Annotated in this window: 19 protein-coding genes; 11 read left to right on the top strand and 8 right to left on the bottom strand. The window is 63.0% G+C overall.

Annotated features, from left to right (window positions below):
* Nucleotides 1–28: 28 nt before the first annotated feature.
* Nucleotides 29–847: a pyruvate, water dikinase regulatory protein gene (locus ACF8FB_RS06915; protein ID WP_010953083.1), complete on the bottom strand. Its 819-nt coding sequence runs from the start codon at nucleotides 845–847 to the stop codon at nucleotides 29–31.
* 191 nt (nucleotides 848–1,038) lie between these two features.
* Between ACF8FB_RS06915 and ppsA the strand changes: the two genes are divergently transcribed.
* The 8 genes from ppsA to ACF8FB_RS06875 all read left to right on the top strand — a co-directional run bounded on the left by ppsA (nucleotide 1,039) and on the right by ACF8FB_RS06875 (nucleotide 9,392).
* A complete protein-coding gene (ppsA, locus tag ACF8FB_RS06910; protein ID WP_392511144.1) occupies nucleotides 1,039–3,414 on the top strand; it encodes a phosphoenolpyruvate synthase in 2,376 nt (791 codons plus the stop codon).
* A gap of 101 nt (nucleotides 3,415–3,515) precedes the next feature.
* Nucleotides 3,516–4,508: an alpha/beta fold hydrolase gene (locus tag ACF8FB_RS06905; protein WP_010953084.1), complete on the top strand. Its 993-nt coding sequence runs from the start codon at nucleotides 3,516–3,518 to the stop codon at nucleotides 4,506–4,508.
* A 356-nt stretch (nucleotides 4,509–4,864) separates the two neighbouring features.
* Nucleotides 4,865–5,356: a ribonuclease E activity regulator RraA gene (gene rraA, locus ACF8FB_RS06900; protein WP_010953085.1), complete on the top strand. Its 492-nt coding sequence runs from the start codon at nucleotides 4,865–4,867 to the stop codon at nucleotides 5,354–5,356.
* Between the two features lie 27 nt (nucleotides 5,357–5,383).
* Entirely contained in the window at nucleotides 5,384–6,379 is a 996-nt protein-coding gene (locus ACF8FB_RS06895; RefSeq protein ID WP_003248655.1) for a zinc transporter ZntB, read from the top strand.
* Nucleotides 6,380–6,466: 87 nt separating this feature from the next.
* Entirely contained in the window at nucleotides 6,467–6,739 is a 273-nt protein-coding gene (locus ACF8FB_RS06890) for a hypothetical protein (RefSeq protein ID WP_010953087.1), read from the top strand.
* Nucleotides 6,740–6,741: 2 nt separating this feature from the next.
* A complete protein-coding gene (locus tag ACF8FB_RS06885) occupies nucleotides 6,742–7,566 on the top strand; it encodes a mechanosensitive ion channel domain-containing protein (RefSeq protein ID WP_010953088.1) in 825 nt (274 codons plus the stop codon).
* Nucleotides 7,567–7,679: 113 nt separating this feature from the next.
* On the top strand, nucleotides 7,680–8,246 hold the full coding sequence (gene sigX, locus ACF8FB_RS06880; RefSeq protein ID WP_003248665.1) for an RNA polymerase sigma factor SigX: 567 nt from the start codon (nucleotides 7,680–7,682) through the stop codon (nucleotides 8,244–8,246).
* Between the two features lie 111 nt (nucleotides 8,247–8,357).
* Nucleotides 8,358–9,392 carry an OmpA family protein gene (locus tag ACF8FB_RS06875; protein ID WP_010953090.1) on the top strand — a complete coding sequence of 345 codons (1,035 nt, stop codon included), beginning with the start codon at nucleotides 8,358–8,360 and terminating at the stop codon, nucleotides 9,390–9,392.
* Nucleotides 9,393–9,477: 85 nt separating this feature from the next.
* Here the strand turns inward: ACF8FB_RS06875 and cobA are convergent, their stop codons facing one another.
* The 5 genes from cobA to ACF8FB_RS06850 form a co-directional block, all read right to left on the bottom strand.
* Nucleotides 9,478–10,218 (bottom strand): uroporphyrinogen-III C-methyltransferase, encoded by a 741-nt coding sequence (gene cobA, locus ACF8FB_RS06870; RefSeq protein WP_003248669.1) that lies wholly within the window; start codon nucleotides 10,216–10,218, stop codon nucleotides 9,478–9,480.
* Between the two features lie 27 nt (nucleotides 10,219–10,245).
* A complete protein-coding gene (locus ACF8FB_RS06865; RefSeq protein WP_392511143.1) occupies nucleotides 10,246–11,916 on the bottom strand; it encodes a protein kinase in 1,671 nt (556 codons plus the stop codon).
* 9 nt (nucleotides 11,917–11,925) lie between these two features.
* Nucleotides 11,926–13,137, bottom strand: coding sequence for a NarK/NasA family nitrate transporter (locus ACF8FB_RS06860; protein WP_049586692.1), 1,212 nt, complete (start codon nucleotides 13,135–13,137; stop codon nucleotides 11,926–11,928).
* Nucleotides 13,138–13,321: 184 nt separating this feature from the next.
* Entirely contained in the window at nucleotides 13,322–13,897 is a 576-nt protein-coding gene (locus ACF8FB_RS06855; RefSeq protein ID WP_003248677.1) for an ANTAR domain-containing response regulator, read from the bottom strand.
* A gap of 11 nt (nucleotides 13,898–13,908) precedes the next feature.
* Entirely contained in the window at nucleotides 13,909–15,123 is a 1,215-nt protein-coding gene (locus tag ACF8FB_RS06850) for a CmpA/NrtA family ABC transporter substrate-binding protein (RefSeq protein ID WP_010953094.1), read from the bottom strand.
* A gap of 137 nt (nucleotides 15,124–15,260) precedes the next feature.
* Between ACF8FB_RS06850 and ACF8FB_RS06845 the strand changes: the two genes are divergently transcribed.
* A complete protein-coding gene (locus ACF8FB_RS06845; RefSeq protein ID WP_010953095.1) occupies nucleotides 15,261–16,283 on the top strand; it encodes a quinone-dependent dihydroorotate dehydrogenase in 1,023 nt (340 codons plus the stop codon).
* 143 nt (nucleotides 16,284–16,426) lie between these two features.
* On the opposite strand, the gene rmf is transcribed toward ACF8FB_RS06845, so the two are convergent.
* Nucleotides 16,427–16,642 (bottom strand): ribosome modulation factor, encoded by a 216-nt coding sequence (rmf, locus tag ACF8FB_RS06840; RefSeq protein WP_003248687.1) that lies wholly within the window; start codon nucleotides 16,640–16,642, stop codon nucleotides 16,427–16,429.
* 562 nt (nucleotides 16,643–17,204) lie between these two features.
* On the opposite strand from rmf, the gene rlmKL reads away from it, so the two are divergent.
* Both rlmKL and ACF8FB_RS06830 read left to right on the top strand, forming a co-directional pair.
* Nucleotides 17,205–19,397: a bifunctional 23S rRNA (guanine(2069)-N(7))-methyltransferase RlmK/23S rRNA (guanine(2445)-N(2))-methyltransferase RlmL gene (gene rlmKL, locus ACF8FB_RS06835; protein ID WP_392511142.1), complete on the top strand. Its 2,193-nt coding sequence runs from the start codon at nucleotides 17,205–17,207 to the stop codon at nucleotides 19,395–19,397.
* A 94-nt stretch (nucleotides 19,398–19,491) separates the two neighbouring features.
* The gene (locus ACF8FB_RS06830; RefSeq protein WP_392511141.1) at nucleotides 19,492–21,882 is read left to right on the top strand and encodes a diguanylate cyclase; all 2,391 of its coding nucleotides are present in this window, start codon (nucleotides 19,492–19,494) and stop codon (nucleotides 21,880–21,882) included.
* A gap of 105 nt (nucleotides 21,883–21,987) precedes the next feature.
* Here ACF8FB_RS06830 and dacB read toward each other — a convergent pair whose 3' ends face one another.
* Nucleotides 21,988–23,442 carry a D-alanyl-D-alanine carboxypeptidase/D-alanyl-D-alanine-endopeptidase gene (gene dacB, locus ACF8FB_RS06825; RefSeq protein WP_049586694.1) on the bottom strand — a complete coding sequence of 485 codons (1,455 nt, stop codon included), beginning with the start codon at nucleotides 23,440–23,442 and terminating at the stop codon, nucleotides 21,988–21,990.
* Nucleotides 23,443–23,598: the final 156 nt, after the last annotated feature.

Below are 23,598 nucleotides of genomic sequence, written 5' to 3'. Positions count from 1 at the left end.
GGGTGAACCCTCTCCTACAGGGGGGGCGTTACTTGAACCGCCTCTCCACGCCTTTTTCGACCAGGATCTTGGCGGAAATCTCTTCCACCGAAAAATGCGTGGAATTGATATTGGGAATGTTCTCCCTGCGGAACAGGCTTTCCACTTCACGCACTTCGAATTCGCACTGGGCAAAGCTGGAATAACGGCTGTTGGGCTTGCGTTCGTGGCGGATGGCGGTGAGGCGGTCGGGGTCGATGGTCAGGCCGAACAGCTTGCTGTGGTGCTTTTTCAGCACCGCCGGCAGCTGCAGGCGCTCCATGTCGTCCTCGGTCAGCGGGTAATTGGCGGCACGGATGCCGAACTGCATGGCCATGTACAGGCAGGTTGGGGTTTTGCCGCAACGCGACACGCCAACCAGAATCAGGTCGGCTTTGTCGTAGTAGTGGGTGCGTGCACCATCGTCGTTATCCAGGGCGAAATTCACCGCCTCGATGCGTTCCATGTAGTTGGAATTGCCACCAATCGAGTGGGATTTGCCCACGGAATACGACGAATGGGCAATCAATTCCTGCTCAAGTGGGGATAAAAACGAAGAAAAGATGTCGATCATGAAGCCATTCGACGTCGCCAGGATCTCGCGGATGTCCTGGTTGACAATGGTGTCGAAGATGATCGGGCGGACCCCATCCCGCTCGGCCGCAGCGTTGATTTGCTGGACCATGACCCGCGCTTTGTCCGGCGAGTCGATGTAAGGGCGGGTGAATTTGTTGAAGGGAATGCTCTCGAATTGCGCGAGCAAACTCTGGCCCAGGGTTTCGGCAGTGATACCGGTGCCGTCGGAGATGAAGAACGCGGTTCGTTTCATTTGCGATCTGGGCCTTAAGCTGATGACGATTCTTGGATATGATAAGTTCGGTTTGCCGAATGCGGCTGTCGACATTCTGCCACATTTGCAGCGCCTATTTTCCAGGTACAGGCCACAAACGCCCGGCCAAGTCATAGAAGACAGGCGGGCGCCTTTTGAGCTTTTCCAACACAGTTAGTGGAGAGATCACCTTGGTAGAGTACGTAGTTTCCCTCGATAAGCTCGGCGTCCATGATGTGGAGCATGTGGGGGGCAAGAACGCATCCCTGGGCGAGATGATCAGTAACCTCGCCGGTGCCGGCGTGTCGGTGCCGGGCGGCTTTGCCACTACGGCTCAGGCGTACCGTGACTTTCTCGAGCAGAGTGGGCTGAACGACCGCATTCACGCCGCGCTCGACGCGCTGGACGTTGACGACATCAATGCCCTGACCAAGACCGGCGCGCAGATTCGCCAGTGGGTCATGGAAGCCGAATTCCCGCCACGCCTGGATTCGGAAATCCGTACGGCCTTCGCCGAAATGGCCGCCGGCAACGACAACATGGCCGTTGCCGTGCGTTCCTCGGCTACTGCTGAAGACCTGCCGGACGCCTCGTTCGCCGGCCAGCAGGAAACCTTCCTCAACATCCGCGGCGTCGATAACGTGATCCGCGCGGCCAAGGAAGTGTTCGCTTCGCTGTTCAACGACCGCGCCATCGCCTACCGCGTGCACCAGGGCTTCGACCACAAGCTGGTTGCCTTGTCTGCCGGTGTGCAGCGCATGGTCCGCTCCGAAACCGGCACCGCCGGGGTGATGTTCACCCTCGACACCGAGTCGGGCTTCCGCGACGTGGTATTCATCACTGGCGCCTATGGCCTGGGCGAAACCGTCGTACAGGGTGCGGTCAACCCTGACGAATTCTACGTGCACAAGAACACCCTGCAGGCCGGCCGCCCGGCCATCCTGCGCCGCAACCTGGGCAGCAAGGCGATCAAGATGGTCTATGGCGACGAAGCCAAGGCCGGCCGTTCGGTCAAGACCGTCGAAGTCGACCGCGCCGAGCGCGCACGCTTCTGCCTGACCGATGCCGAGGTCAGCGAGCTGGCCAAGCAGGCCATGATCATCGAGCAGCACTACCAGCGCCCGATGGACATCGAGTGGGCCAAGGACGGTGACGACGGCAAGCTGTACATCGTCCAGGCCCGCCCTGAGACGGTGAAGAGCCGTTCCAGCGCCAACGTCATGGAACGCTACCTGCTCAAAGAGAAAGGCACCGTGCTGGTCGAAGGCCGTGCCATTGGCCAGCGTATCGGCGCCGGCAAGGTTCGCGTCATCAACGACGTCTCGGAAATGGACAAGGTCCAGCCGGGTGACGTGCTGGTCTCCGACATGACCGACCCTGACTGGGAGCCGGTGATGAAGCGCGCCAGCGCCATCGTCACCAACCGCGGTGGCCGTACCTGCCACGCGGCGATCATCGCCCGTGAGCTGGGTATCCCGGCGGTAGTCGGTTGCGGCAACGCTACTCAGATACTGAAAGATGGCCAGGGCGTGACCGTTTCCTGCGCCGAAGGCGATACTGGCTTCATCTTCGAAGGTGAGCTGGGCTTCGACATCAAGCAGAACTCGGTCGATGCCATGCCGGAACTGCCGTTCAAGATCATGATGAACGTCGGCAACCCGGACCGCGCCTTCGACTTCGCCCAGCTGCCCAACGCCGGTGTCGGTCTGGCACGCCTGGAGTTCATCATCAACCGCATGATCGGCGTGCACCCCAAGGCGCTGCTGAACTATGCGGGCCTGCCTGCCGACCTGAAAGACAGCGTCGACAAGCGCATTGCCGGCTACAACGACCCGGTCGGCTTCTATGTCGAGAAGCTGGTCGAGGGTATCAGCACCCTGGCGGCGGCCTTCTACCCGAAAAAGGTCATCGTGCGTCTGTCGGACTTCAAGTCCAACGAGTACGCCAACCTGATCGGCGGCAAGCTGTACGAGCCGGAAGAAGAAAACCCGATGCTGGGCTTCCGCGGTGCTTCGCGTTACATCAGTGAATCGTTCCGTGACTGCTTCGAGCTCGAGTGCCGTGCACTGAAGCGTGTGCGCAACGAGATGGGCCTGACCAACGTCGAGATCATGGTGCCGTTCGTGCGTACCTTGGGCGAAGCCAGCCAGGTCGTCGACCTGCTCGCCGAAAACGGCCTGGCCCGCGGCGACAACGGCCTGCGCGTGATCATGATGTGCGAACTGCCGTCCAACGCCATCCTCGCCGAAGAGTTCCTGGAATACTTCGACGGCTTCTCGATCGGCTCCAACGACCTGACCCAGTTGACCCTGGGCCTGGACCGTGACTCGGGCATCATTGCCCACCTGTTCGATGAGCGTAACCCTGCGGTGAAGAAGCTGCTGGCCAACGCCATTGCCGCCTGCAACAAGGCTGGCAAGTACATCGGCATCTGCGGCCAAGGCCCATCGGACCACCCGGACCTGGCCAAGTGGCTGATGGAGCAGGGCATCGAAAGCGTGTCGCTGAACCCGGACTCGGTACTCGAGACCTGGTTCTTCCTGGCCGAAGGCCAAGGCGCGGCCTGATGCAGTAAACGCGGGGGGGCGTCTGGCGCCCTCCTGCCTGGTTTTTTCCAGGGCGAGCTCCAGCAATGGACCCCGCCCTTTTTTGTGCACCAAGCAACCTTATGCAAAGCAGCAGCACTTTATTCCCCGTGGCCCTGCTCAGTGCCGAGCGCCGCGGCGATCTCAGCGAAGACGTGTATCGGATCAAGGCCGGCAATGGCCCGGACCCCAGCGTCGAGCTCGCCATCACCCGTCTGGGACTGGCCGACCAGGCTCAGGCCCAGGGCGTGCCGGTCATTCTCCTGCACGGCAGTTTTTCCAATCGGCGCTTCTGGTATTCGCCCAAAGGGGTTGGCCTGGGTGCCTACCTTGCGCGCGCCGGTTTCGATGTCTGGATCCCGGAAATGCGAGGCCACGGCCTGTCGCCGCGTAACCATGACTGGAAACACAACAGCGTTGCCGCCTACGCCCGTGATGACCTGCCGCTGATCAACGCCTTCGTGCGCGAGCAATCGGGCCAGGCGCCGCACTGGGTTGGTCATTCCCTGGGTGGCACCACCCTGGTAGCTGCGCTGGGCGGTGGTTTTCTGGCTGCCGAGCAGTTGGCCAGCGTGGCGCTGTTCGGTACCCAGATCAGCCGTGTCTATTGGCCGTTGAAAGTGCCGCCGCTGGCTTGGGGCGCGAAGCTGGTGCTCAAGCGTTGGGGGCAGATATCCGGGCCACGTTTCAAGCGTGGGCCTGAAGACGAACCGATAGGCCTCGCCCTGGAGAGCATGCGCTGGCACGGCCTGTTCGGGCGCTTTGGCGACAAGCAGAACGATTGGTGGGCAGGGCTGGCTGAAGTGGATGTACCGCTGCTGGCAGTGGCCGGTGCAGGGGACTTCCAGGACCCGGTGTGGGCCTGTCGCAAGCTGTTCGAGCAGTTGGGCGGCGAGCGCAAGCAGTTCCTGCGGCTGGGTCGTGAAGAAGGTTTCGAGGCCTTTGGGCATGTCGACATGCTGGTGAGCAAGGCTGCGCAGGTGCAGGTGTGGCCGCTGGTGGAGCGCTGGCTGCACAACCCGCTGCTGCCGGTGCATGCGTCCACTGTCGTTGCGGAACCTGTGCCTGCCAGCTGAGTTTGCTGTACTTGTCATGGCCTCTTCGCGGGTGAATCCGCGCCTACACAGATTGGTGGTGGACGCGCATCGGGGGTGGGACACAGGCCGTCGTGTAGGAGCGGGTTTACCCGCGAAAGGGCCGGGCCTGCTGGCCAATCTCCACCGGCCGTTCACCTTTGACGCCGCCACCGTATTCGCGGGTAAACCCGCTCCTACACCTGGATAACGCGCGTTCCTGTGCAGGAACGGGTCACGCATGGAAGGGCCGAGACAGGATGAATACAAATGACTGCCCGGTCCCGGATGACTACGACAGCCTCCAAGGTGTAGCCTTGGCCGATACCCGCTTTCGTTGTGACTGACAGGAGCTTCCCATGCAGCATTACGTAACGCCCGACCTGTGTGACGCCTACCCGGACCTGGTACAAGTGCTGGAGCCGATGTTCAGCAATTTTGGTGGCCGCGATTCGTTCGGTGGCCAGATCGTTACCATCAAGTGTTTCGAGGACAATTCGCTGGTCAAGGAGCAGGTCGAACTCGACGGCAAGGGCAAAGTGCTGGTGGTCGATGGCGGTGGGTCGCTGCGCCGTGCGCTGCTCGGCGACATGCTCGCCGAAAAAGCCGCAAAAAACGGTTGGGAAGGCTTGGTGATCTACGGCTGCGTGCGTGATGTCGACGTGCTGATCCAGACCGACGTTGGCGTGCAGGCCCTGGCCAGCCACCCGATGAAGACCGACAAGCGGGGTATTGGCGATCTCAACGTGGTGGTGACCTTCGCCGGGGTAACCTTCCGCCCGGGTGAGTATGTGTATGCCGACAACAATGGCGTGCTGGTCTCGCCGAAACCGCTGAAAATGCCGGAGTAATGCGCCGCACGCGCTGATGGAGCTTTGATGTTCGAGGAAGACAACGCGCAGTGGGGGCTGGTGCATGCCCTGGTGCTCGATGGCAAAGGTGGCGCGCGCTCGATTGCCCGTACCGAACTGGACGACCTGCAGTTGCAACCGGAGCAGAGCCTGTGGCTGCACTGGGACCGCAGCCATCCGCAAACCCGTTCCTGGCTGCTGCACGACAGCGGCCTGAGCGAGTTCGCCTGCGAGCTGCTGCTGGAAGAAAACACCCGGCCGCGCCTGCTGCCCATGGCGGACGAACAGCTGTTGCTGTTCCTGCGGGGGGTCAACCTCAACCCGGGTGCCGAGCCCGAAGACATGGTTTCGGTACGCATCTTCGCCGAGGCGCAGCGGGTTATTTCGCTGCGCCTGCGGCCGTTGCGCGCCAGCGATGAAATTCTCCAGCTGCTGGAACAAGGCAGGGGGCCGAAATCGGCCTCGGAACTGTTGCTGTTGATGGGCGAGTTGCTGACCGAAAAGGTCCAGGGCCTGGTCAGCGACCTGGCCGAGCTCGTCGATCTGGAGGAAGAAAAGGTCGAATCCGACGAGCGGTATGCCCCGGAGCAGGGCAGCCTGCAGCAGATCCGCCGCCGTGCCGCTGGCTTGCGCCGCTTTCTCGCCCCGCAACGGGAAATCTACGCGCAGTTGTCGCGCAGCAAATGGAGCTGGTTCGCCAATGCCGACGCCGATTACTGGAATGAACTCAACAACAGCCTGATCCGCTACCTCGAAGAGCTGGAACTGGCCCGCGAACGCGCTGCGCTGGTGCTGGAAAGCGAGGACCGGCGGCGCAGCGAGCGGATGAACCGCACCATGTACCGCTTTGGCATCATCACCTGCATCTTCCTGCCCATGAGCTTTGTCACCGGGCTGCTGGGCATCAATGTCGGCGGCATCCCCGGGGCGGAAAACCCTTTGGGCTTCCTGTTCGCCTGCATCGTCGTGCTGGGGTTGGCCGTGGGGCAGTGGTGGCTGTTCCGGCGGTTGCGGTGGGTATAGCTGTGCAATTTGAAACCTTCGTGCCAACAGGATGTGTGACCCGTCGCCCGGCCATCTCGTCTCTTGCTGACACTGCGCGAGGTGCCCATGCACGATCCGTTTGAAGAATCCCTGCGCGACCTGCTCAAGGCGTCACCCTCCGGCAATGACCGGGACGACCGGGACGACGCCGCTTGCCTGGGTCGCGTGCTGAAAACCGCCAACCGCCAGGTTGGCGCGGGTGATCTGTTCAGCCTGCTTGGCCGCTGGAGCCAGGCGCTGCTGATTGCCGTGAACAATGGCTCGGCGCATGTTGCGCCGGTGCGTCGACACTCTTCCCGCAACGCTGCCAATGGCAGCAAAGCAGATAAGGCCGATTGAATATGGAACTCGATCTCTGGACCCAGAGCCTGGTCACCGCGATGACTGCCCTTTGGACCAAGGTAGCGAACTTCATCCCCAACCTGTTCGGCGCGCTGGTCGTGGTGCTGCTCGGTTTCGTGGTGGCCAAGCTGCTCGACACGCTGCTGTCCAAACTGTTGGCCAAATTTGGCCTGGACCGCCTGATGGCCGGCACCGGCCTCACCAAAATGCTCGGTCGGGGCGGCATCCAGGTGCCGATCTCGACCCTGATCGGCAAGATCGTCTATTGGTTCGTGCTGCTCATCTTTCTGGTATCGGCCGCCGAATCGCTGGGCCTGGAGCGGGTTTCGGCAACCCTCGACATGCTCGCCCTGTACTTGCCCAAGGTGTTCGGCGCGGCCCTGGTGCTGCTGGCCGGCGTACTGCTGGCGCAGGTGGCCAACGGCCTTGTGCGTGGCGCTGCCGAAGGTATCGGCCTGGAATACTCGGCGGGCCTGGGGCGTATTACCCAAGGCCTGGTGATCATCATCAGCATCTCGGTGGCCATCAGCCAGCTTGAAGTGAAAACCGACCTGCTGAACCACGTCATCGTTATCGGGCTGATTACCGTTGGTCTGGCCGTTGCCTTGGCCATGGGCCTTGGCAGTCGCGAAATTGCCGGGCAGATCCTGGCCGGCATCTACGTGCGCGAGCTGTACCAAGTCGGCCAGCAGGTGCGGATTGGAGAGGTCGAAGGGCATATCGAGGAGATCGGTACGGTGAAGACGACGCTGCTGACCGATGATGGCGAACTGGTGTCACTGGCTAACCGCGAGCTGCTTGAACAGCGCGTCAATAGCCGCTAACCGCACAAAAGCTGTTAATGTATGCCGCCGCGAAATTCGACCCACGGGGTCGCGCGGCGACATTGACCTGACTGTCGGCCAGATCCGTTTTGAATAAAGTTCATTCGCCGCCCATGCGCTATGACCCCCGCGAGCTCACAGACGAAGAGTTGGTGGCGCGTTCGCATGAGGAGCTGTACCACGTTACCCGCGCCTATGAAGAGCTCATGCGGCGCTACCAACGGACCCTGTTCAACGTCTGTGCGCGTTATCTGGGGAACGACCGTGACGCGGACGATGTCTGTCAGGAAGTGATGCTGAAAGTGCTGTACGGGCTGAAGAACTTCGAGGGTAAGTCGAAGTTCAAGACCTGGCTCTACAGCATCACCTACAACGAGTGCATTACCCAGTACCGCAAGGAGCGTCGCAAACGTCGGTTGATGGATGCCTTGAGTCTGGACCCTGTTGAAGAGGCGTCCGAAGACAAGGCTCCGAAGCCGGAAGAAAAAGGCGGGCTGGACAAGTGGCTGGTGCATGTGAACCCGATTGACCGGGAAATTCTGGTGCTGCGTTTTGTCGCAGAGCTGGAGTTCCAGGAAATTGCCGACATCATGCACATGGGCCTGAGCGCGACGAAAATGCGTTACAAGCGCGCGCTAGACAAGCTTCGGGAGAAATTTGCCGGCCTTGATGAAACTTAGTGGCGTGCAAATATCTCTAACGAACCGGCGAGTTCTGCTAGACTCGCCGTCGAGTTGTCCCTCTTGTTTGTGGTGGGACTGCTTAACTATCACCAGATGGGGATTTAACGGATGAAACTGAAAAACACCTTGGGCTTGGCCATTGGTTCGCTTGTAGCCGCCACTTCGATTGGCGCTATGGCACAAGGTCAAGGCGCCGTCGAGACTGAAATCTTCTACAAGAAAGAATTCTTCGACAGCCAGCGCGACTTCAAGAACGACGGCAACCTGTTCGGCGGCTCGATCGGTTACTTCCTGACCGACGACGTTGAGCTGCGTCTGGGCTACGACGAAGTGCACAACGCTCGTGGCGAAGACGGCAAGAACATCAAGGGCTCGAACACTGCCCTGGACGCCGTTTACCACTTCAACAACCCGTACGACGCTATCCGTCCATACGTTTCCGCTGGTTTCTCGCACCAGTCGCTGGGCCAGACCGGCCGTGGCGGTCGTGACCACTCCACCTTCGCCAACGTTGGCGCTGGCGCCAAGTGGTACATCACCGACATGTTCTATGCCCGTGCCGGCGTAGAAGCTCAGTACAACATCGACCAGGGCGACACCGAGTGGGCCCCGAGCGTTGGTGTTGGCCTGAACTTCGGCGGTAGCCCGAAGCAAGCTGAAGCTGCTCCTGCTCCAGTTGCTGAAGTCTGCTCCGACTCCGACAACGACGGCGTGTGCGACAACGTCGACAAGTGCCCAGACACCCCGGCCAACGTTACCGTTGACGCCGACGGCTGCCCGGCTGTTGCCGAAGTCGTTCGCGTTGAGCTGGACGTCAAGTTCGACTTCGACAAGTCGGTCGTCAAGCCTAACAGCTACGGCGACATCAAAAACCTGGCTGACTTCATGAAGCAGTACCCACAAACCACCACCGTGGTTGAAGGTCACACTGACTCCGTGGGTCCAGACGCTTACAACCAGAAGCTGTCCGAGCGTCGTGCCAACGCTGTCAAGCAAGTGCTGACCCAGCAGTACGGCGTAGAATCCAGCCGTGTTGACTCGGTTGGCTACGGCGAAACCCGTCCGGTTGCTGACAACGCCACCGAAGAAGGCCGTGCTGTCAACCGTCGCGTTGAAGCTCAGGTAGAAGCCCAGGCCAAGTAATTGGTTTGAAGCTTCATGAAAAACCCGGCCTCGGCCGGGTTTTTCTTTGCCTGGGTTTAACCGGCCTCGAAGGCCGCTCCTGCAGTCAGCCTGCGATTGCGATCCGCCCCACAGCCTGCTGCTCCCCAACCACCTCCCCAATCACCAGGATTGCCGGGCTACGCAAGCCAAACGCCCGCGCAGCTTCCACCATTCCCTGCACATCGCTTCTGCACTCCCGCTGCTGCGGCAACGAGGCATTTTCGATCATCGCCACCGGCATTCCCGGCGCCATGCCCCCCGCCAGCAATCCCTGGCGCACCTGTTCCAGCCGCGCCACTCCCATGTAGACCACCAGCGTTGTCCCGCCCTGAGCCAAGGCCGCCCAGTTCAGTTCGCTATCGTCCTGGGTGTGGGCCGTCACCAGCGTCACCCCTCGGCTCACGCCCCGTGAAGTCAGGGGAATCCCGCATTGGGTGGCCCCGGCCAGGCCGGCGGTGATGCCATTGATCACCTCCACTTCGATGCCATGGCCCTGCAGCCACAGTGCCTCCTCACCGCCACGGCCGAAGATGCAAGGGTCGCCGCCCTTGAGCCGCACCACGCAACGGCCCTGTCGCGCGTGGCGCAGCATCAGGCGCTGAATGAACGCTTGCGGTGTAGAGCGGCAGCCACCGCGCTTGCCCACGGTCATTACCCGGGCCTGCGGGCAATGCTCGAGCACTGCCGGGTTGACGAGGTCGTCTACCATGACCACGGCGGCTTGCTGCAACGCACGCACTGCCTTGAGGGTGAGCAGTTCAGGGTCACCAGGGCCGGCACCGACCAGCCATACTTTTGCATTCATCAGCGTTTCCTCATCGGCAAGGCGCGTTCAGCCCTTGAGCAGGGTGAACAGCAGTATCAGATTGATCAGCAACGACAACAGGGCCAGGGTGCGCCATACCTTCAGCGGCTCGCGTTCCAGCAGCGGCCGGGGGCGGCTGGGCAGTTCCTGGCGGTCGCCGCGCTCGAGCAGCAGCAACCAGTGTTCTGCGGTTTCGAAGCGCTGCGCCGGGTCGCTCGCCACGGCCTGCAGCAGGTTGTGCTGCAGCCATTCCGGCAGGTCGGGTCGGTAGCGCGCGGCGTTGACCGGCTGGCCGAAGCGCGGGCGCTGGAAGGCCTCTACCTCGCCGTACGGGTAGTGTCCGGTCAGCAGGTGGTACAGGGTCACGCCCACTGCATACAAGTCCTGATGCGGGCTGGGCGGGTGGCCATCGAATGCTTCCGGGGCGATATACGAGGGCGTGCCGGGCAGCTCGTGCAGCGGGTCTTCGGACAGGCCCGGGCAATAAGCCAGGCCGAAGTCCAGCAGGCGCAGCTGGCCATCGCGGCCCAGGTGCAGGTTGTCTGGCTTGATATCGCGGTGCAGCAAGTTGCGCCGATGCAGCACACCGACTGCCTGCAGCAGTTGCCGGGCGACTTCCAGCCATTGCGGCAGGGGCAGCGGGCCCTGTTCGGCCAGCAACGCCGCCAGGTTCTGGCCGGGATATTCGCGCATCACGTAGTACAGGTGCTGGCGCTGACTGGCGGCGTGTAGCTCGGGGAAGTGCCGGCCGGCGATGCGGCGCAGAAACCACTCTTCCAGCAACAGCCCTTGCGCCGCCCCCGGTTCCTGTTCGCGTGCAGTGGGCAGGGTCTTGAGCAGCCAAGGCTGGTTCTGGCTATCGCGCACTTTGTACAGCAAGGACTGGCGGCTGTGCGCATGCAGTGTTTCGACCTGCCAGCCGTCGATCACCTGGCCTTCGCGCAGCGGGCCGGGCACTGGCCATTGTTGCAGTTGCGCCAGGGTATCGCCCAGGTTGGCCGTGCCCAGTTGTTCGACTTGCACCAGTAAGGCGCTGGCGTTGTCCTTGCTGCCGCTGAGGTGGGCACTGGCCACCAGGGTGTCGGCGGCCAGTTGCAGGTCAGTTTGCTCGCGCAGCACGGCCTGGATGTGCTGTTCGCCCAGGCTGGCCCAGACCCCGTCGCTGAGCAGCAGAAAACATTCGCCCGGTTGCAGCTCGCCTTCCAGGTAATCCACCAGCAGGTGCTGGTCCAGGCCCAGCGCCCGTTTCAGTACATGCTGCATGCCCGGTTGGTCCCAGACATGGTCTTCGCTCAGGCATTGCAGGTTCCCCTCGTGCCAGCGGTACACCCGGCAGTCGCCTACATGGGCCAAGGTAAAGCGCCGGCCGCGCAACACCAGCGCGCTAAGTGTGGTCAGCAACGGCTGGCCGCTGCCCTGGGCGCGCAACCAGCGGTTTTGCGCCAGCAGCAGGCGGTCGAGGGCCTGGGCCACGCTCCAGGTGGCCGGCGTGGCGTAGTAATCCAGGGCCAGTGCCTGCAGGCTGGCGCGCGCCGCCAGGCCGCCGTCGGCACATTGGCTGACGCCGTCGGCCAGGGCGAACAGGAAGCCTTTGCTGGCGGCCAGTTCTGGTGCCGGCGTGACCAGGCGCAGGGCGTCCTGGTTTTCCGCGCGCGGCCCGGTGGCGCTGGCTTGGGCAAAGCTCAGTTGCAGGCTCATCGGCGTGCCTCAGACCCGTGCTGCGGTGACTGCAGCCGAGCCCCAGGTGGTGCGCCAGCGCTGTTTCACCCCGTGCAGGCCGAACCAGGCCAGCAGGCCCAGGCTGGCGAACAGCCACAGCCCCAGTTGGTAATCGCCAGTGTGCTGCTTGATGGTGCCAAGCCCGGCCGCCAGCAGGAAGCCGCCGATGCCCCCGGCCATGCCGATCAGGCCGGTCATTACCCCGATCTCTTGGCGGAAGCGTTGTGGCACCAGTTGGAACACTGCGCCATTGCCGGCACCCAGGCCGAGCATGGCGCTGACGAACAGCGCCAGTGCGGCCGCGGCAGAGGGCAGGTTGAAGCCGACTGCGGCAATGCAGATGGCGGCCACGCCGTACATGCCCAGCAGGGTGCGGATGCCGCCAAAACGGTCAGCCAGGGCGCCGCCGAGCGGGCGCATCAGGCTGCCGGCGAACACACAAGCGGCGGTGTAGTAGCCGGCGGTGACCGGGCTCAGGCCGTATTGGTCGCTGAAATAGCCGGGCAGGGCGCTGGCCAGGCCGATGAAGCCGCCGAAGGTAACGCTGTAGAAAAACATGAACCACCAGCTGTCACGGTCGCCCAGTGCCTTGAGGTAGTCGGCCATGGCTTTCGGCTTGGGCCGTTGCGGGGCATTGCGCGCCAACAGGGCGAACACCACCAGCGCCAGTGACAGCGGGATCAGCGCAAAGCCGAACACATTGTTCCAGCCAAAGCCGGCTGCCAGTGCCGGTGCCAGCAAGGCCGCGAACACCGTGCCGGAGTTGCCTGCGCCGGCGATGCCCATGGCCTTGCCCTGGTGCTGTGGCGGGTACCACTGCGAGGCCAGCGGCAGCGAGACGGCGAAGGACGCACCGGCAAAGCCCAGGAACACGCCTAGCAGCAGGGCCTGTTCATAGCTGTGTACGCCAAGGTGCCAGGCTGCGGCCAGGGCGACGATGACCACCACCTGGCCGATCAGGCCTGCCGTCTTGGGCGACAGGCGGTCGACCAGAACGCCCATGGCGAAGCGCAGGATTGCCCCGGCCAGGATCGGCGTGGCCACCATCAGGCCCCGTTGTTGTGCGCTCAGTTGCAGGTCGGCAGCAATCTGCACCGCCAACGGGCCCAGCAGGTACCAGACCATGAAGCTGAGGTCGAAGTACAGAAACGCGGCGAACAGCGTGGGCACATGCCCGGATTTCCAGAAGCTGGCACTCATCGAACACCTCACTCGGTAGTACAACGGAACGAAAAAGACGCCGCTACCCGCTCCATGGGTGTGGAGGGGAGAGCGACGTCTTTGTCGGGATTCAAGTGGGGTAACCGCCGTTGGCTACCGGTGAGATTTGTTCAGCAAGAGATGGGCCAACTTCCGGGGCGGCTTGCTCGGAATTTTCAGCGCATCAGCCGAGCATCTCATGCATGGCAATGATCTGTTCGGCAACCTGGATCAGCTTCTGCTGCCGGCTCATGGCCTGGCGACGCATCAGGGTGTAGGCCTGCTCTTCGTTGCAGTCCTTCATTTTCATCAGCAAGCCCTTGGCCTGCTCGATGCGCTTGCGTTCGGCCAATTGCTGGTCGCGCGCCAGCAGCTGTGCCTTCAGTGCCTGGTCGCTTTCGAAGCGGGCCATGGCCACGTCCAGGATCGGCTGCAGCCGCGCAGCATGGATACCTTCGACGATATAGGCACTGACCCCTGCCTGGATCGCCTGGCGCATCATCCCGGGGTCGTGCTCGTCGGTGAACAACACGATGGGCCGCGGCTGGTCACGGCTGACCAGCACTACCTGTTCCATCACATCGCGGTCTGGCGAGTCGGTATCGATCAGCACCACGTCCGGGCGCACCGTTTCGACGCAGGCGGGCAGGTCGATGGTCAGGTCTGGGGCTTCGATGATCTCGAAGCCGGCCTCACTCAACGCAGCCCTCAGGCGACCGAGCTTGCTCTGGGTGTCGTCGATCAGCAGGATGCGCAACATGTTCGTCCCCCTCACGCGCCGACACGGGCATCGGGCAACTCGCCCAAGGCATGCAAGCTGAAACTGCGGGCATAGCCGAAGGGGTCGCTGCCGTCCCAGCGGGAGCCATCGATCAGCAGGCTGCTGCGCATCGGTTGGCCTGGGCAAGCGATGCCCAGGCTCTGTGCGGCCTCGCTGTACAACTGCAGTTGCTGGACCTGCCGGGCCACGCCGAGGTAGTCGGGGTCTTCGCGCAGCAGGCCCCAGCGGCGGAACTGGGTCATGAACCACATACCGTCGGACAGGTAGGGCAGGTTGGCCCGGCCTTGGTCGAACAGGCGCAGGGCGTGTGGGTCTTGCCACTGGTTGCCCAGGCCATCCTCATAATGGCCGAGCAGGCGGGGGGCTATGCTGTCCAGCGGGGTGTCCAGGTAAGCGCTTGCGCTGAGCAGTTGCGCGGTGCTGCGGCGGTTTTCCGGGCTTTGCTCGATGAATCGGCTGGCGGTGAGGATCGCCTTGATCAGCGCACGGGCGCTGTTGGGGTATTGCTCGGCAAAGACGCGGGCGCAGGCCAGGACCTTTTCCGGGTGATCCGGCCAGATCGACTGGCTGGTGGCCAGGGTGAAGCCTTGGCCTTTGGCCACCGCGTCGGCGGCCCAGGGCTCACCAACGCAGAAGCCGTCAATGCGCCCGGCCTGGAGGTGTGCAGCCATCTGCGCCGGTGGCACCACTACGCTGTCGACGTCGCGCAGCGGGTGAATGCCCTGGCTGGCCAGCCAGTAATACAGCCACATGGCGTGGGTGCCGGTGGGGAAGGTCTGGGCGAACGTCAGGCGTGCGCCATGCTGGTGCACCAGGCGCGCCAGTGCCTCAGGGTTGGTCACGCCCTTGCGCTGCAAGGCAGGGGACAGGTTGATAGCCTGGGCGTTCTGGTTCAACCCCATGAGCACGGCCATGTCGCTGGCAGGTACGCCGCCAATGCCCAGGTGCACGGCGTAGACCAGGCCATACAGGCAATGGGCGGCGTCCAGTTCGCCGCTGACCAGCTTGTCGCGCAGCCCGGCCCACGAGCCCTGGCGCTGGAGGTTGAGGGTAAGGCCGTGCTGCTGGGCGAAGCCCTGGGTGGCGGCGACCACGACCGAGGCGCAGTCGGTCAGGGCCATGTAGCCGATGTTCAGGCTGGTTTTTTCCGGCGCGTCGCTGCCGTTGACCCAGGCCAGGGGCGTTGCTCGGGGTACAGTGTTCACAAGAGTCCTCGCCCTTACTGATAAGGCTGTGGGCCGAACGGGTGCAACCGATGTGCCAAGCGCTCCACGATTTGCTGTCCTGCCAGCCCCGCGCTGGCTATAATCGCCCCCTCACTCACCCTGAGCCTTGCCCGCCCATGTATACCCTGGCCCGCCAGCTGCTGTTCAAGCTTTCCCCGGAAACTTCCCACGACCTGTCCCTGGACCTGATCGGCGCCGGTGGCCGTTTGGGCCTCAACGGCATGCTGTGCAAGCAACCGGCGTCATTGCCGGTTTCGGTCATGGGCTTGAACTTCGCCAACCCGGTGGGGCTGGCGGCTGGCCTGGACAAGAACGGCGCGGCCATCGACGGCTTCGCCCAGCTGGGCTTCGGTTTTGTCGAAATCGGCACTGTCACCCCGCGTCCGCAGCCTGGCAACCCCAAGCCACGGTTGTTCCGCCTGCCGGAAGCCACGGCCATCATCAACCGCATGGGCTTCAACAACCTGGGCGTTGATCACCTGCTGGGGCGCGTACGCGCCTCGCGCTACAAGGGGGTGCTGGGCATCAACATCGGCAAGAACTTCGATACCCCGGTCGAACGTGCTGTCGATGACTACCTGATCTGCCTGGACAAGGTCTACACCGCCGCCAGCTACATCACGGTCAACGTCAGCTCGCCCAATACCCCGGGCCTGCGCAGCCTGCAGTTCGGCGACTCGCTCAAGCAGTTGCTCGACGCCCTGGCCGAGCGCCGCGAACAACTGGCCGGTGCACATGGCAAGCGCGTGCCCCTGGCAATCAAGATCGCGCCGGACATGAGCGACGAAGAAACGGCGCTGGTGGCCGCTGCGCTGATGGAGTCGGGCATGGATGCGGTGATCGCCACCAACACCACGCTGGGCCGTGAAGGTGTCGAAGCATTGCCGTACGGTGGCGAGGCGGGCGGCCTGTCGGGCGCACCGGTGCTGGAGAAGAGCACCCATATCGTCAAGGTGCTGGCAGGTGAGCTGGGCGGCAAGTTGCCGATCATTGCCGCCGGGGGCATTACCGAAGGCCGCCATGCTGCCGAGAAGATCGCGGCCGGGGCGAGCCTGGTGCAGATCTACTCGGGCTTCATCTACAAAGGGCCGGCGCTGATTCGCGAAGCGGTGGATGCTATCGCGGCAATGCCGCGGTGACCAGCCCGCCCCTGTGGGGGGGCGGGTGGGTGCAGCTGATGAGGTTTGCCAAGGCATAAAAAAGGGCCCCTTCAAGGGGCCCCTGGGCCTTCGCCCGCCGCCCGGATGGGGCGTGCATGGTAAATCGAATTCAGTGTCCTCGTTCAGCCAACGGCGTGATTTTCGTTGAGTCTATGGATGCCAGCGGTGCCAGTCATTCCGTCCCAGTTATCACCGCGACCTTCACGCCAGCCGTTGATCCAGGCTTGGCGAACAGAAGGAAGATTGAAGGGGCAAAGTTCGCGGGATTTGCCGGTGACCCCGTATTGGTAGCCACGTGAATATGCTCTTTCCAACGGATCACGCTTAAGTCTTCTCATAGGGTGTTGCCCTCACTTGTTGACTGTAATGTCCCGTCGGCCTCTCCGAGGCCGGGCAGAGTCGTTCTGCCGGTTTGCGCTCGCTGCCGGCGTGGCGAGCTGAAAGTGCCGCCTCGTTGCGAAGCGGCCTGAGACCAGTTCTATCGAATGCGAGTCACGGTGTGAATGACCGATTTGTCATAAGCACGTAACCTTTCCAAGGGTGAGGGGATAAGTAAATAAATGCGACTCAACCTTGTTTGGTGTTTAGCCCTTCAATGATCGGGGTTTGCCGATCTTTGACGTCATTTCGCCAGCGTTGTTTGCGGATGACAGAAATAATTTGAAATGCGACGAAGGGTCACATTGGCCCGGAGATCGCCAGAATTACGCGTACTGCCTGATGATCTAAGCTGTCCTTGCCACTGGGCCAGGCACGGATCGGTCAGGCGGCCCGGCTTTTCTGCAGCACGTTGTGTGTCGCAGAAGGCCACCCGCACGCCTGCTGGAAAGGTGTACGGGCAAACATCGCGGGGCGATGCGTCGCCCCGTCAGTCAAATAGCCCAAGGCGCTGGAATACTCATGTCGGACCGTTTCGAACTTTACCTCACCTGTCCCAAAGGCCTTGAAAGCCTGCTCGCCGAAGAGGCCAAGGGCCTCGGCCTTGACGAGGTGCGCGAGCACACCTCGGCCATTCGCGGCGCCGCCGACATGGAAACTGCTTACCGCCTGTGTGTCTGGTCACGTCTGGCCAACCGCGTATTGCTGGTGCTCAAGCGCTTCTCGATGAAGAACGCCGACGACCTTTACGACGGTGTGCACGCGGTCGACTGGGCCGACCACCTGGCAGCCGACGGTACCCTGGCTGTGGAGTTCAGCGGCCATGGCTCTGGCATCGACAATACCCACTTCGGTGCGCTTAAGGTCAAGGATGCGATCGTCGACAAGCTGCGTAACCGCGAAGGCCTGCGCCCGTCCGTGGAAAAGATCGACCCTGACGTGCGTGTGCATCTGCGCCTGGACCGCGGCGAGGCCATTCTGTCCCTCGACCTGTCTGGGCACAGCCTGCACCAGCGTGGCTACCGCCTGCAGCAAGGCGCCGCGCCGCTGAAGGAAAACCTGGCGGCAGCGGTGCTGATCCGTGCTGGCTGGCCGCGTATTGCTGCCGAAGGTGGTGCGCTGGCCGACCCGATGTGCGGCGTGGGTACCTTCCTGGTCGAGGCCGCGATGATCGCCGCCGATATCGCCCCCAACCTCAAGCGCGAACGCTGGGGCTTCAGTGCTTGGCTCGGCCATGTGCCGGCGCTGTGGCGCAAGGTGCATGACGAAGCGCAGGCGCGCGCGCAGGCCGGCCTGGCCAAGCCACCGCTGTGGATCCGTGGCTATGAGGCTGACCCACGGCTGATCCAGCCGGGCCGCAACAACGTCGAGCGTGCCGGCCTGGGCGACTGGGTGAAGATCTACCAGGGCGAAGTGAGCACCTTCGAGCCACGCCCGGACCAGAACCAGAAAGGCCTGGTCATCAGCAACCCGCCCTACGGTGAGCGTCTGGGTGACGAAGCCAGCCTGCTGTACCTCTACCAGAATCTGGGTGAGCGCCTGCGCCAGGCCTGCATGGGCTGGGAAGCAGCGGTATTCACCGGTGCGCCGCAACTGGGCAAGCGCATGGGTATTCGTAGCCATAAGCAGTACGCGTTCTGGAACGGCGCATTGCCGTGCAAGCTGCTGCTGTTCAAGGTGCAGCCGGACCAGTTCGTCACCGGTGAACGCCGCGAAGCGCAACCTGAAGGCACCGAAGCCCGACAGCAGGTGCCGCAGGCCAGCGAGCCCGCGCGGCTCTCGGAAGGGGCGCAGATGTTTGCCAACCGCCTGCAGAAGAACCTCAAGCAACTGGGCAAGTGGGCCCGTCGCGAGCAGATCGACTGCTACCGGCTGTACGATGCCGACATGCCCGAATATGCCCTCGCGGTCGACCTGTATCAGGACTGGGTACAAGTGCAGGAATACGCCGCGCCACGTTCGGTCGACCCGGACAAGGCTCAGGCCCGTCTGCTCGACGCACTGGCTGCCATCCCGCAGGCGCTGGGCATTTCGCCGCAGCGTGTAGTGCTCAAGCGTCGCGAGCGGCAAAGCGGCACGCGCCAGTACGAACGTCAGGCTACCGAGGGCCGTTTCCAGGAAGTGAACGAAGGTGGCGTCAAGCTGCTGGTCAACCTCACCGACTACCTGGATACCGGGCTGTTCCTCGACCACCGCCCGATGCGTATGCGCATCCAGCGCGAGGCTGCCGGCAAGCGCTTCCTCAACCTGTTCTGCTACACCGCCACGGCCACCGTGCACGCGGCCAAGGGCGGTGCGCGCAGCACCACCAGCGTCGACCTGTCGAAAACCTACCTGGACTGGGCACGGCGTAACCTGGCGCTCAATGGCTATTCCGAGCGCAACCGCCTGGAGCAGAGCGATGTAATGACCTGGCTGGAAGGCAACCGTGACAGCTACGACCTGATCTTCATCGACCCGCCAACCTTCTCCAACTCCAAGCGTATGGAAGGCGTATTCGACGTGCAGCGTGACCATGTGCAGCTGTTGGACCTGGCCATGGCCCGTCTGGCGCCGGGGGGCGTGCTGTATTTCTCCAACAACTTCCGCAAGTTCCAGCTGGACGAGCACCTGATGGCGCGTTACGTGGTGGAAGAAATCAGCGCCCAGACCCTGGACCCGGACTTCGCCCGTAACAACCGTATCCACCGCGCCTGGCGTTTGCAGCTTCGTTGAGGCGACGAGGTACATTGCACGGCTAATGGCCAATAGCTATAACTGAGGGCAGGGCAAGATAATCCGCAGGACGCTGACGTGACGAGATGGGTGTATGTCAAAGTGTGGCGTGCGTGCGCGGTTGCTTGGCTTGTGCACAGAGAGGGCGTCCGCCTGGGCGATGGCGCTGATTGCACTGGTGGCGGGCGGCTTGTTGACCGCTGCCTTGGCATTTGCCGCGCACACCTTCTACAAACAGCAGCTGCGCCAGCGCTTCGAGCTGCTGGCCAGCGAGCGCGCCAGCCGTATTGCCGAGCGCTTTGACGAACAGCAGCAGCGCCTGGACGGGCTGCGGCGGTTCTTCAGTTTTTCCAGCGAGATCACCCCGCGCGAATTCGACGGCTATGCCCGACCACTGCTGCAACGCACCTTGGCCTATGCCTGGGCGCCGCGCGTCGAGGCTGCGCAACGCGCCGAATTCGAGCGCCTGGCCAGTGCCCATACCGGCCCAGGTTATGTGATCCGTGACCAGGACGCGCAAGGCCAATGGCGCCCGGCTTCGCAGCGCGACCATTACTTCCCGGTGCTCTATACCCAATCGAGCGTGCGGCCCGGGTTGCCTTACGGCCTGGACCTCGCTGGTCAAAGCGAGCCCCAGGCGGCCCTGGCGCGGGCGCTGGCGCCGGGCAGCATGGCGGTGTCCGAGCCATTGGCCCTGTTCGATACCCAGTCGGCAGAGCGCGGCCTGCTGATGGTGGCGCCGGTATTTTCCGATGCCGACCCCCGCGGTGCGGCAGTGGGCTATGTGATGGCGTTGCTGAGCATGCGCGAGCTGGTCAGCGACGGTCGACCGGTAGCGGTTGATGACAACCTGGTCGTGCGCATCACGGACCCGTCCGGGTTACAAGGCCCCGTCGTGTTGTTCGACTCGCAAAATCCGGTCGCGCCCTTGGCCCTGGCCAGCAATCAGTTGTTGCGCCTGGCCGATCACCATTTCCAGCTGAGCATTCAGCCAAGCCAGGCGTTCGCGCAGGCGAACCGCTCCTCGGCGGTGATGGCGGTCGGTTTGTTGGGCGGACTTTTGAGCCTGTTGCTCAGCGTGCTGCTCTACAGCCTGTTCAGCCAGCGTCAGCGCGCCCTGGCCCTGGTCGCTCAGCGTACTGCCGAGTTGCAGGTCAGCGAGCAGTCGTTGCGTGGCACCCACAACCAACTGCGCAGTGTGCTGGATGCCGCGACCCAGGTGGCGATCATCGCCACCAACCTCAAGGGGGTGGTCAGCACGTTCAACGCCGGTGCCGAACGCATGCTCGGTTACGCGGCCAGCGAAGCGATCGGCCGGTTGCGCCTTGAAGACCTGGTACTGCCGGAGGAGCTGAACCTGCGTGCCCAGGCCTTGAGCTTGCGTTTTGGCCGCGCCATTGCTGGCGGCCAGGCGATGTTCGCTGAAACGGTGCAGGAGCACGGGGCCGAGCCTGGCGAGTGGACCTTGCTACGGGCCGATGGCAGCCAGCTGGTCGCCAACATGCTGGTGACTGCCATGCTCGACGAACAGGGGTTGTGGGTTGGCTACCTGGCCATCTGCATTGACGTGACCGAGCGGCGCCGGGTGCATGAGGCGTTGGCAGCGCGTGACCGGTTGCTGGAAAAGCTCAGTGCCGAGGTGCCGGGCGGCATCTACCAATATCGCCTGGATGCCAACGGCCATTCGTGTTTTCCATACGCCAGCATGGGCCTGTATGACATTTATGAGATCGACCTGATGCAGTTGCGTGAGGATGCCTCGGCGGTGTTCGAACGTATCCACCCCGATGACCTGGAACGCGTGCGCCGCTCGGTGCGCTATTCGGCCGAACACTTGTCACCCTGGCGTGAGGAGTATCGAGTCTGCCTGCCACGGGCCGGACTGCGCTGGGTGCGTGGCGAGGCGACCCCGGAAGTGGGCGAGCAGGGCTGCACCCTGTGGCATGGCTACCTGACTGACATCTCCGACCTGAAGGGCGTGGAGGAAGAGTTGCGGGCGCTGTCGGTCACCGACTCGCTGACCGGTATCCATAACCGTCGCTATTTCCAGGAGCGGCTCAAGATCGAACTGGAAAGGGCCCAGCGCGATGGCTTGCCGCTGGCGGTGATCATGCTCGACATTGATCACTTCAAGCGCATCAACGACCGCTTCGGCCATGCCGTCGGCGACCGGGTGCTGCGTAGCCTGTGCCAGCGCATCGCTCAGCGTTTGCGGCGTACCGATGTGTTCTGCCGCTTGGGCGGGGAAGAGTTCATGGTGCTTTGCCCGGGCAGCGATGCCAATCAGGCCCGGCTGCTGGCGCTGGAGTTATGGCAAGGGGTGCGCAATGTACCGGTGGAAGGCGTGGGCCAGGTGACTGCAAGCTTCGGTGTGGCGGGCTGGCGGTCGGGCGAAGGCGCCGATGCCTTGCTGTTGCGCGCCGACGCCGGCGTATATGCGGCCAAACAGGCCGGGCGGGACCGGGTGGAGGGGGAGCCGGTATAAAACCGTGCGCGCGGTCGGCGTGGGGGCCGCTTTGCGGCCCTTTCGGGACGCAAAGCCGCTCCTGCATCGACCGCGCAAGCGGGCCCGGGTGTGTGGCAGGTGGCGTCAGTTGGCCGCTGTACTGCCAGCCAGCTTCGGCTGGCGATACAGGTCAAGCAACACCTGATCCAGCACCTGCGAGGCACCCCACGGTTTCGGGTCGTTGAGAATCGCCGCTACCGCCCAGGTATGGCCGTTACTGTCGCGGCTGAAGCCGGCAATCGCCCGCACAGTGTTCAGTGTGCCGGTCTTGATGTGCCCTTCGCCGGCCATCGCGGTGCGCTTGAGACGCTTGCGCATCGTGCCGTCCATGCCCACCAGCGGCATCGAGCTCATGAATTCGGCAGCATAAGGGCTCTTCCAGGCGGCTTTCAGCATCTCGGCCATTTCCCGGGTACTGACCCGTTCGGCACGCGACAGGCCAGAGCCGTTTTCCATCACCAGATGCGGCGCGGTGATGCCCTTTTTCGCCAGCCATTGGCGTACCACGCGCTGGGCAGCACGGGCGTCGTCGCCATCGGCATCGGTGCGGAACTGCGCGCCAAGGCTCAGGAACAGCTGCTGGGCCATGGTGTTGTTGCTGTACTTGTTGATGTCGCGGATCACTTCCACCAGGTCTGGCGAGAAGGCGCGGGCCAGCAGGCGAGCACTCTTGGGCACATTCTCGATGCGGTCGCCACCCTGGATGTTGCCACCCAGTTCGTTCCAGATTGCGCGCACGGCACCGGCGGCGTAGGTGGAATGGTCGAGCAGTGACAGGTAGGTTTGCGAGTTGCAGCCGTCACCCAGTTGGCCGCTGACCGTTACACTGATGCCGTCGGCCTGGGGCACCGGGTTGTAGCGCACATCACCGGTGCATTTCTTAGAGGCTACCGGCTTGACCTGGTTGTCGATGCGGATGCGGGCAATCGGTGGCTCGACGGCGACGGTGACCTTGCCACCATCATTGCGCGCCACGAAGCGCAGGGCCTTGAGGTTGACCAGCAGCGAGTCGGGCTTGACCAGGAACGGCTTGTTTTCATCACCGCCGTCGTCGTTGAACTGCGGCAGGTTGGGTTGCACGAAGTGGCTGCGGTCCAGCACCAGGTCACCGGTGACGGTGCGCACGCCATTGGCGCGCAGGTCACGCATCAGCAGCCACAGCTTTTCCATGTTCAGTTTGGGGTCACCGCCACCTTTAAGGTAGAGGTTACCGTTAAGCACGCCGTTGCTCAGGGTGCCGTCGGTGTAGAACTCGGTTTTCCACTGGAAGGTCGGGCCAAGCAGTTCGAGGGCGGCGTAGGTGGTGACCAGTTTCATGGTCGACGCCGGGTTCACCGACACATCGGCATTGAACACGGTCGGGGTGCCGGGGCCGTCCAGCGGCAGCATCACCAGCGACAGTGCTGTGTCCTGCAGCTTGTTGGCCTTGAGCGCCTGCTGCACTTTGGCAGGCAGGGTGGTATTGACGGCGGCGTGGCTGGGCAAGGCAAGTGGCAACAGCAGGCCGGCAAGTATGAGGGGACGAAGCGTTTTGATCATAGCGAGTGAATACCCTGCGGCGAGGGAAAAGGGCTTTGGGGCTGTAAGAGATGATGGCCCCACGACGTAAACAGTACGCATTATGCCCCAAGCGCAGCCGCGATGCGTCACGTTCGACGGAAAAGCAACGCCAATAAAAAAGGCCACCCGAGTGGG

The sequence above is a fragment of the Pseudomonas sp. yb_2 genome (genome assembly GCF_043103905.1).
GTDB lineage: Bacteria > Pseudomonadota > Gammaproteobacteria > Pseudomonadales > Pseudomonadaceae > Aquipseudomonas > Aquipseudomonas alloputida.
The sequence above is the reverse complement of the archived record's forward strand: the minus strand, read 5'-3'. Positions and strand labels throughout refer to the sequence as shown.

What these genes read in the sequence shown, in the direction of transcription:
- ACF8FB_RS06905 (WP_010953084.1), top strand. Translation starts at nt 3,516, where the DNA reads ATGCAAAGCAGCAGCACTTTATTCCCCGTGGCCCTGCTCAGTGCCGAG.
- ACF8FB_RS06860 (WP_049586692.1), bottom strand. Translation starts at nt 13,137, where the DNA reads ATGAGTGCCAGCTTCTGGAAATCCGGGCATGTGCCCACGCTGTTCGCC.
- cobA (WP_003248669.1), bottom strand. Translation starts at nt 10,218, where the DNA reads ATGAATGCAAAAGTATGGCTGGTCGGTGCCGGCCCTGGTGACCCTGAA.
- ACF8FB_RS06855 (WP_003248677.1), bottom strand. Translation starts at nt 13,897, where the DNA reads ATGTTGCGCATCCTGCTGATCGACGACACCCAGAGCAAGCTCGGTCGC.
- ACF8FB_RS06875 (WP_010953090.1), top strand. Translation starts at nt 8,358, where the DNA reads ATGAAACTGAAAAACACCTTGGGCTTGGCCATTGGTTCGCTTGTAGCC.
- ACF8FB_RS06915 (WP_010953083.1), bottom strand. Translation starts at nt 847, where the DNA reads ATGAAACGAACCGCGTTCTTCATCTCCGACGGCACCGGTATCACTGCC.
- ACF8FB_RS06830 (WP_392511141.1), top strand. Translation starts at nt 19,492, where the DNA reads ATGTCAAAGTGTGGCGTGCGTGCGCGGTTGCTTGGCTTGTGCACAGAG.
- ACF8FB_RS06865 (WP_392511143.1), bottom strand. Translation starts at nt 11,916, where the DNA reads ATGAGCCTGCAACTGAGCTTTGCCCAAGCCAGCGCCACCGGGCCGCGC.
- ACF8FB_RS06885 (WP_010953088.1), top strand. Translation starts at nt 6,742, where the DNA reads ATGGAACTCGATCTCTGGACCCAGAGCCTGGTCACCGCGATGACTGCC.
- ACF8FB_RS06895 (WP_003248655.1), top strand. Translation starts at nt 5,384, where the DNA reads ATGTTCGAGGAAGACAACGCGCAGTGGGGGCTGGTGCATGCCCTGGTG.
- ACF8FB_RS06845 (WP_010953095.1), top strand. Translation starts at nt 15,261, where the DNA reads ATGTATACCCTGGCCCGCCAGCTGCTGTTCAAGCTTTCCCCGGAAACT.
- rlmKL (WP_392511142.1), top strand. Translation starts at nt 17,205, where the DNA reads ATGTCGGACCGTTTCGAACTTTACCTCACCTGTCCCAAAGGCCTTGAA.
- sigX (WP_003248665.1), top strand. Translation starts at nt 7,680, where the DNA reads ATGCGCTATGACCCCCGCGAGCTCACAGACGAAGAGTTGGTGGCGCGT.
- dacB (WP_049586694.1), bottom strand. Translation starts at nt 23,442, where the DNA reads ATGATCAAAACGCTTCGTCCCCTCATACTTGCCGGCCTGCTGTTGCCA.
- rmf (WP_003248687.1), bottom strand. Translation starts at nt 16,642, where the DNA reads ATGAGAAGACTTAAGCGTGATCCGTTGGAAAGAGCATATTCACGTGGC.
- ACF8FB_RS06890 (WP_010953087.1), top strand. Translation starts at nt 6,467, where the DNA reads ATGCACGATCCGTTTGAAGAATCCCTGCGCGACCTGCTCAAGGCGTCA.
- rraA (WP_010953085.1), top strand. Translation starts at nt 4,865, where the DNA reads ATGCAGCATTACGTAACGCCCGACCTGTGTGACGCCTACCCGGACCTG.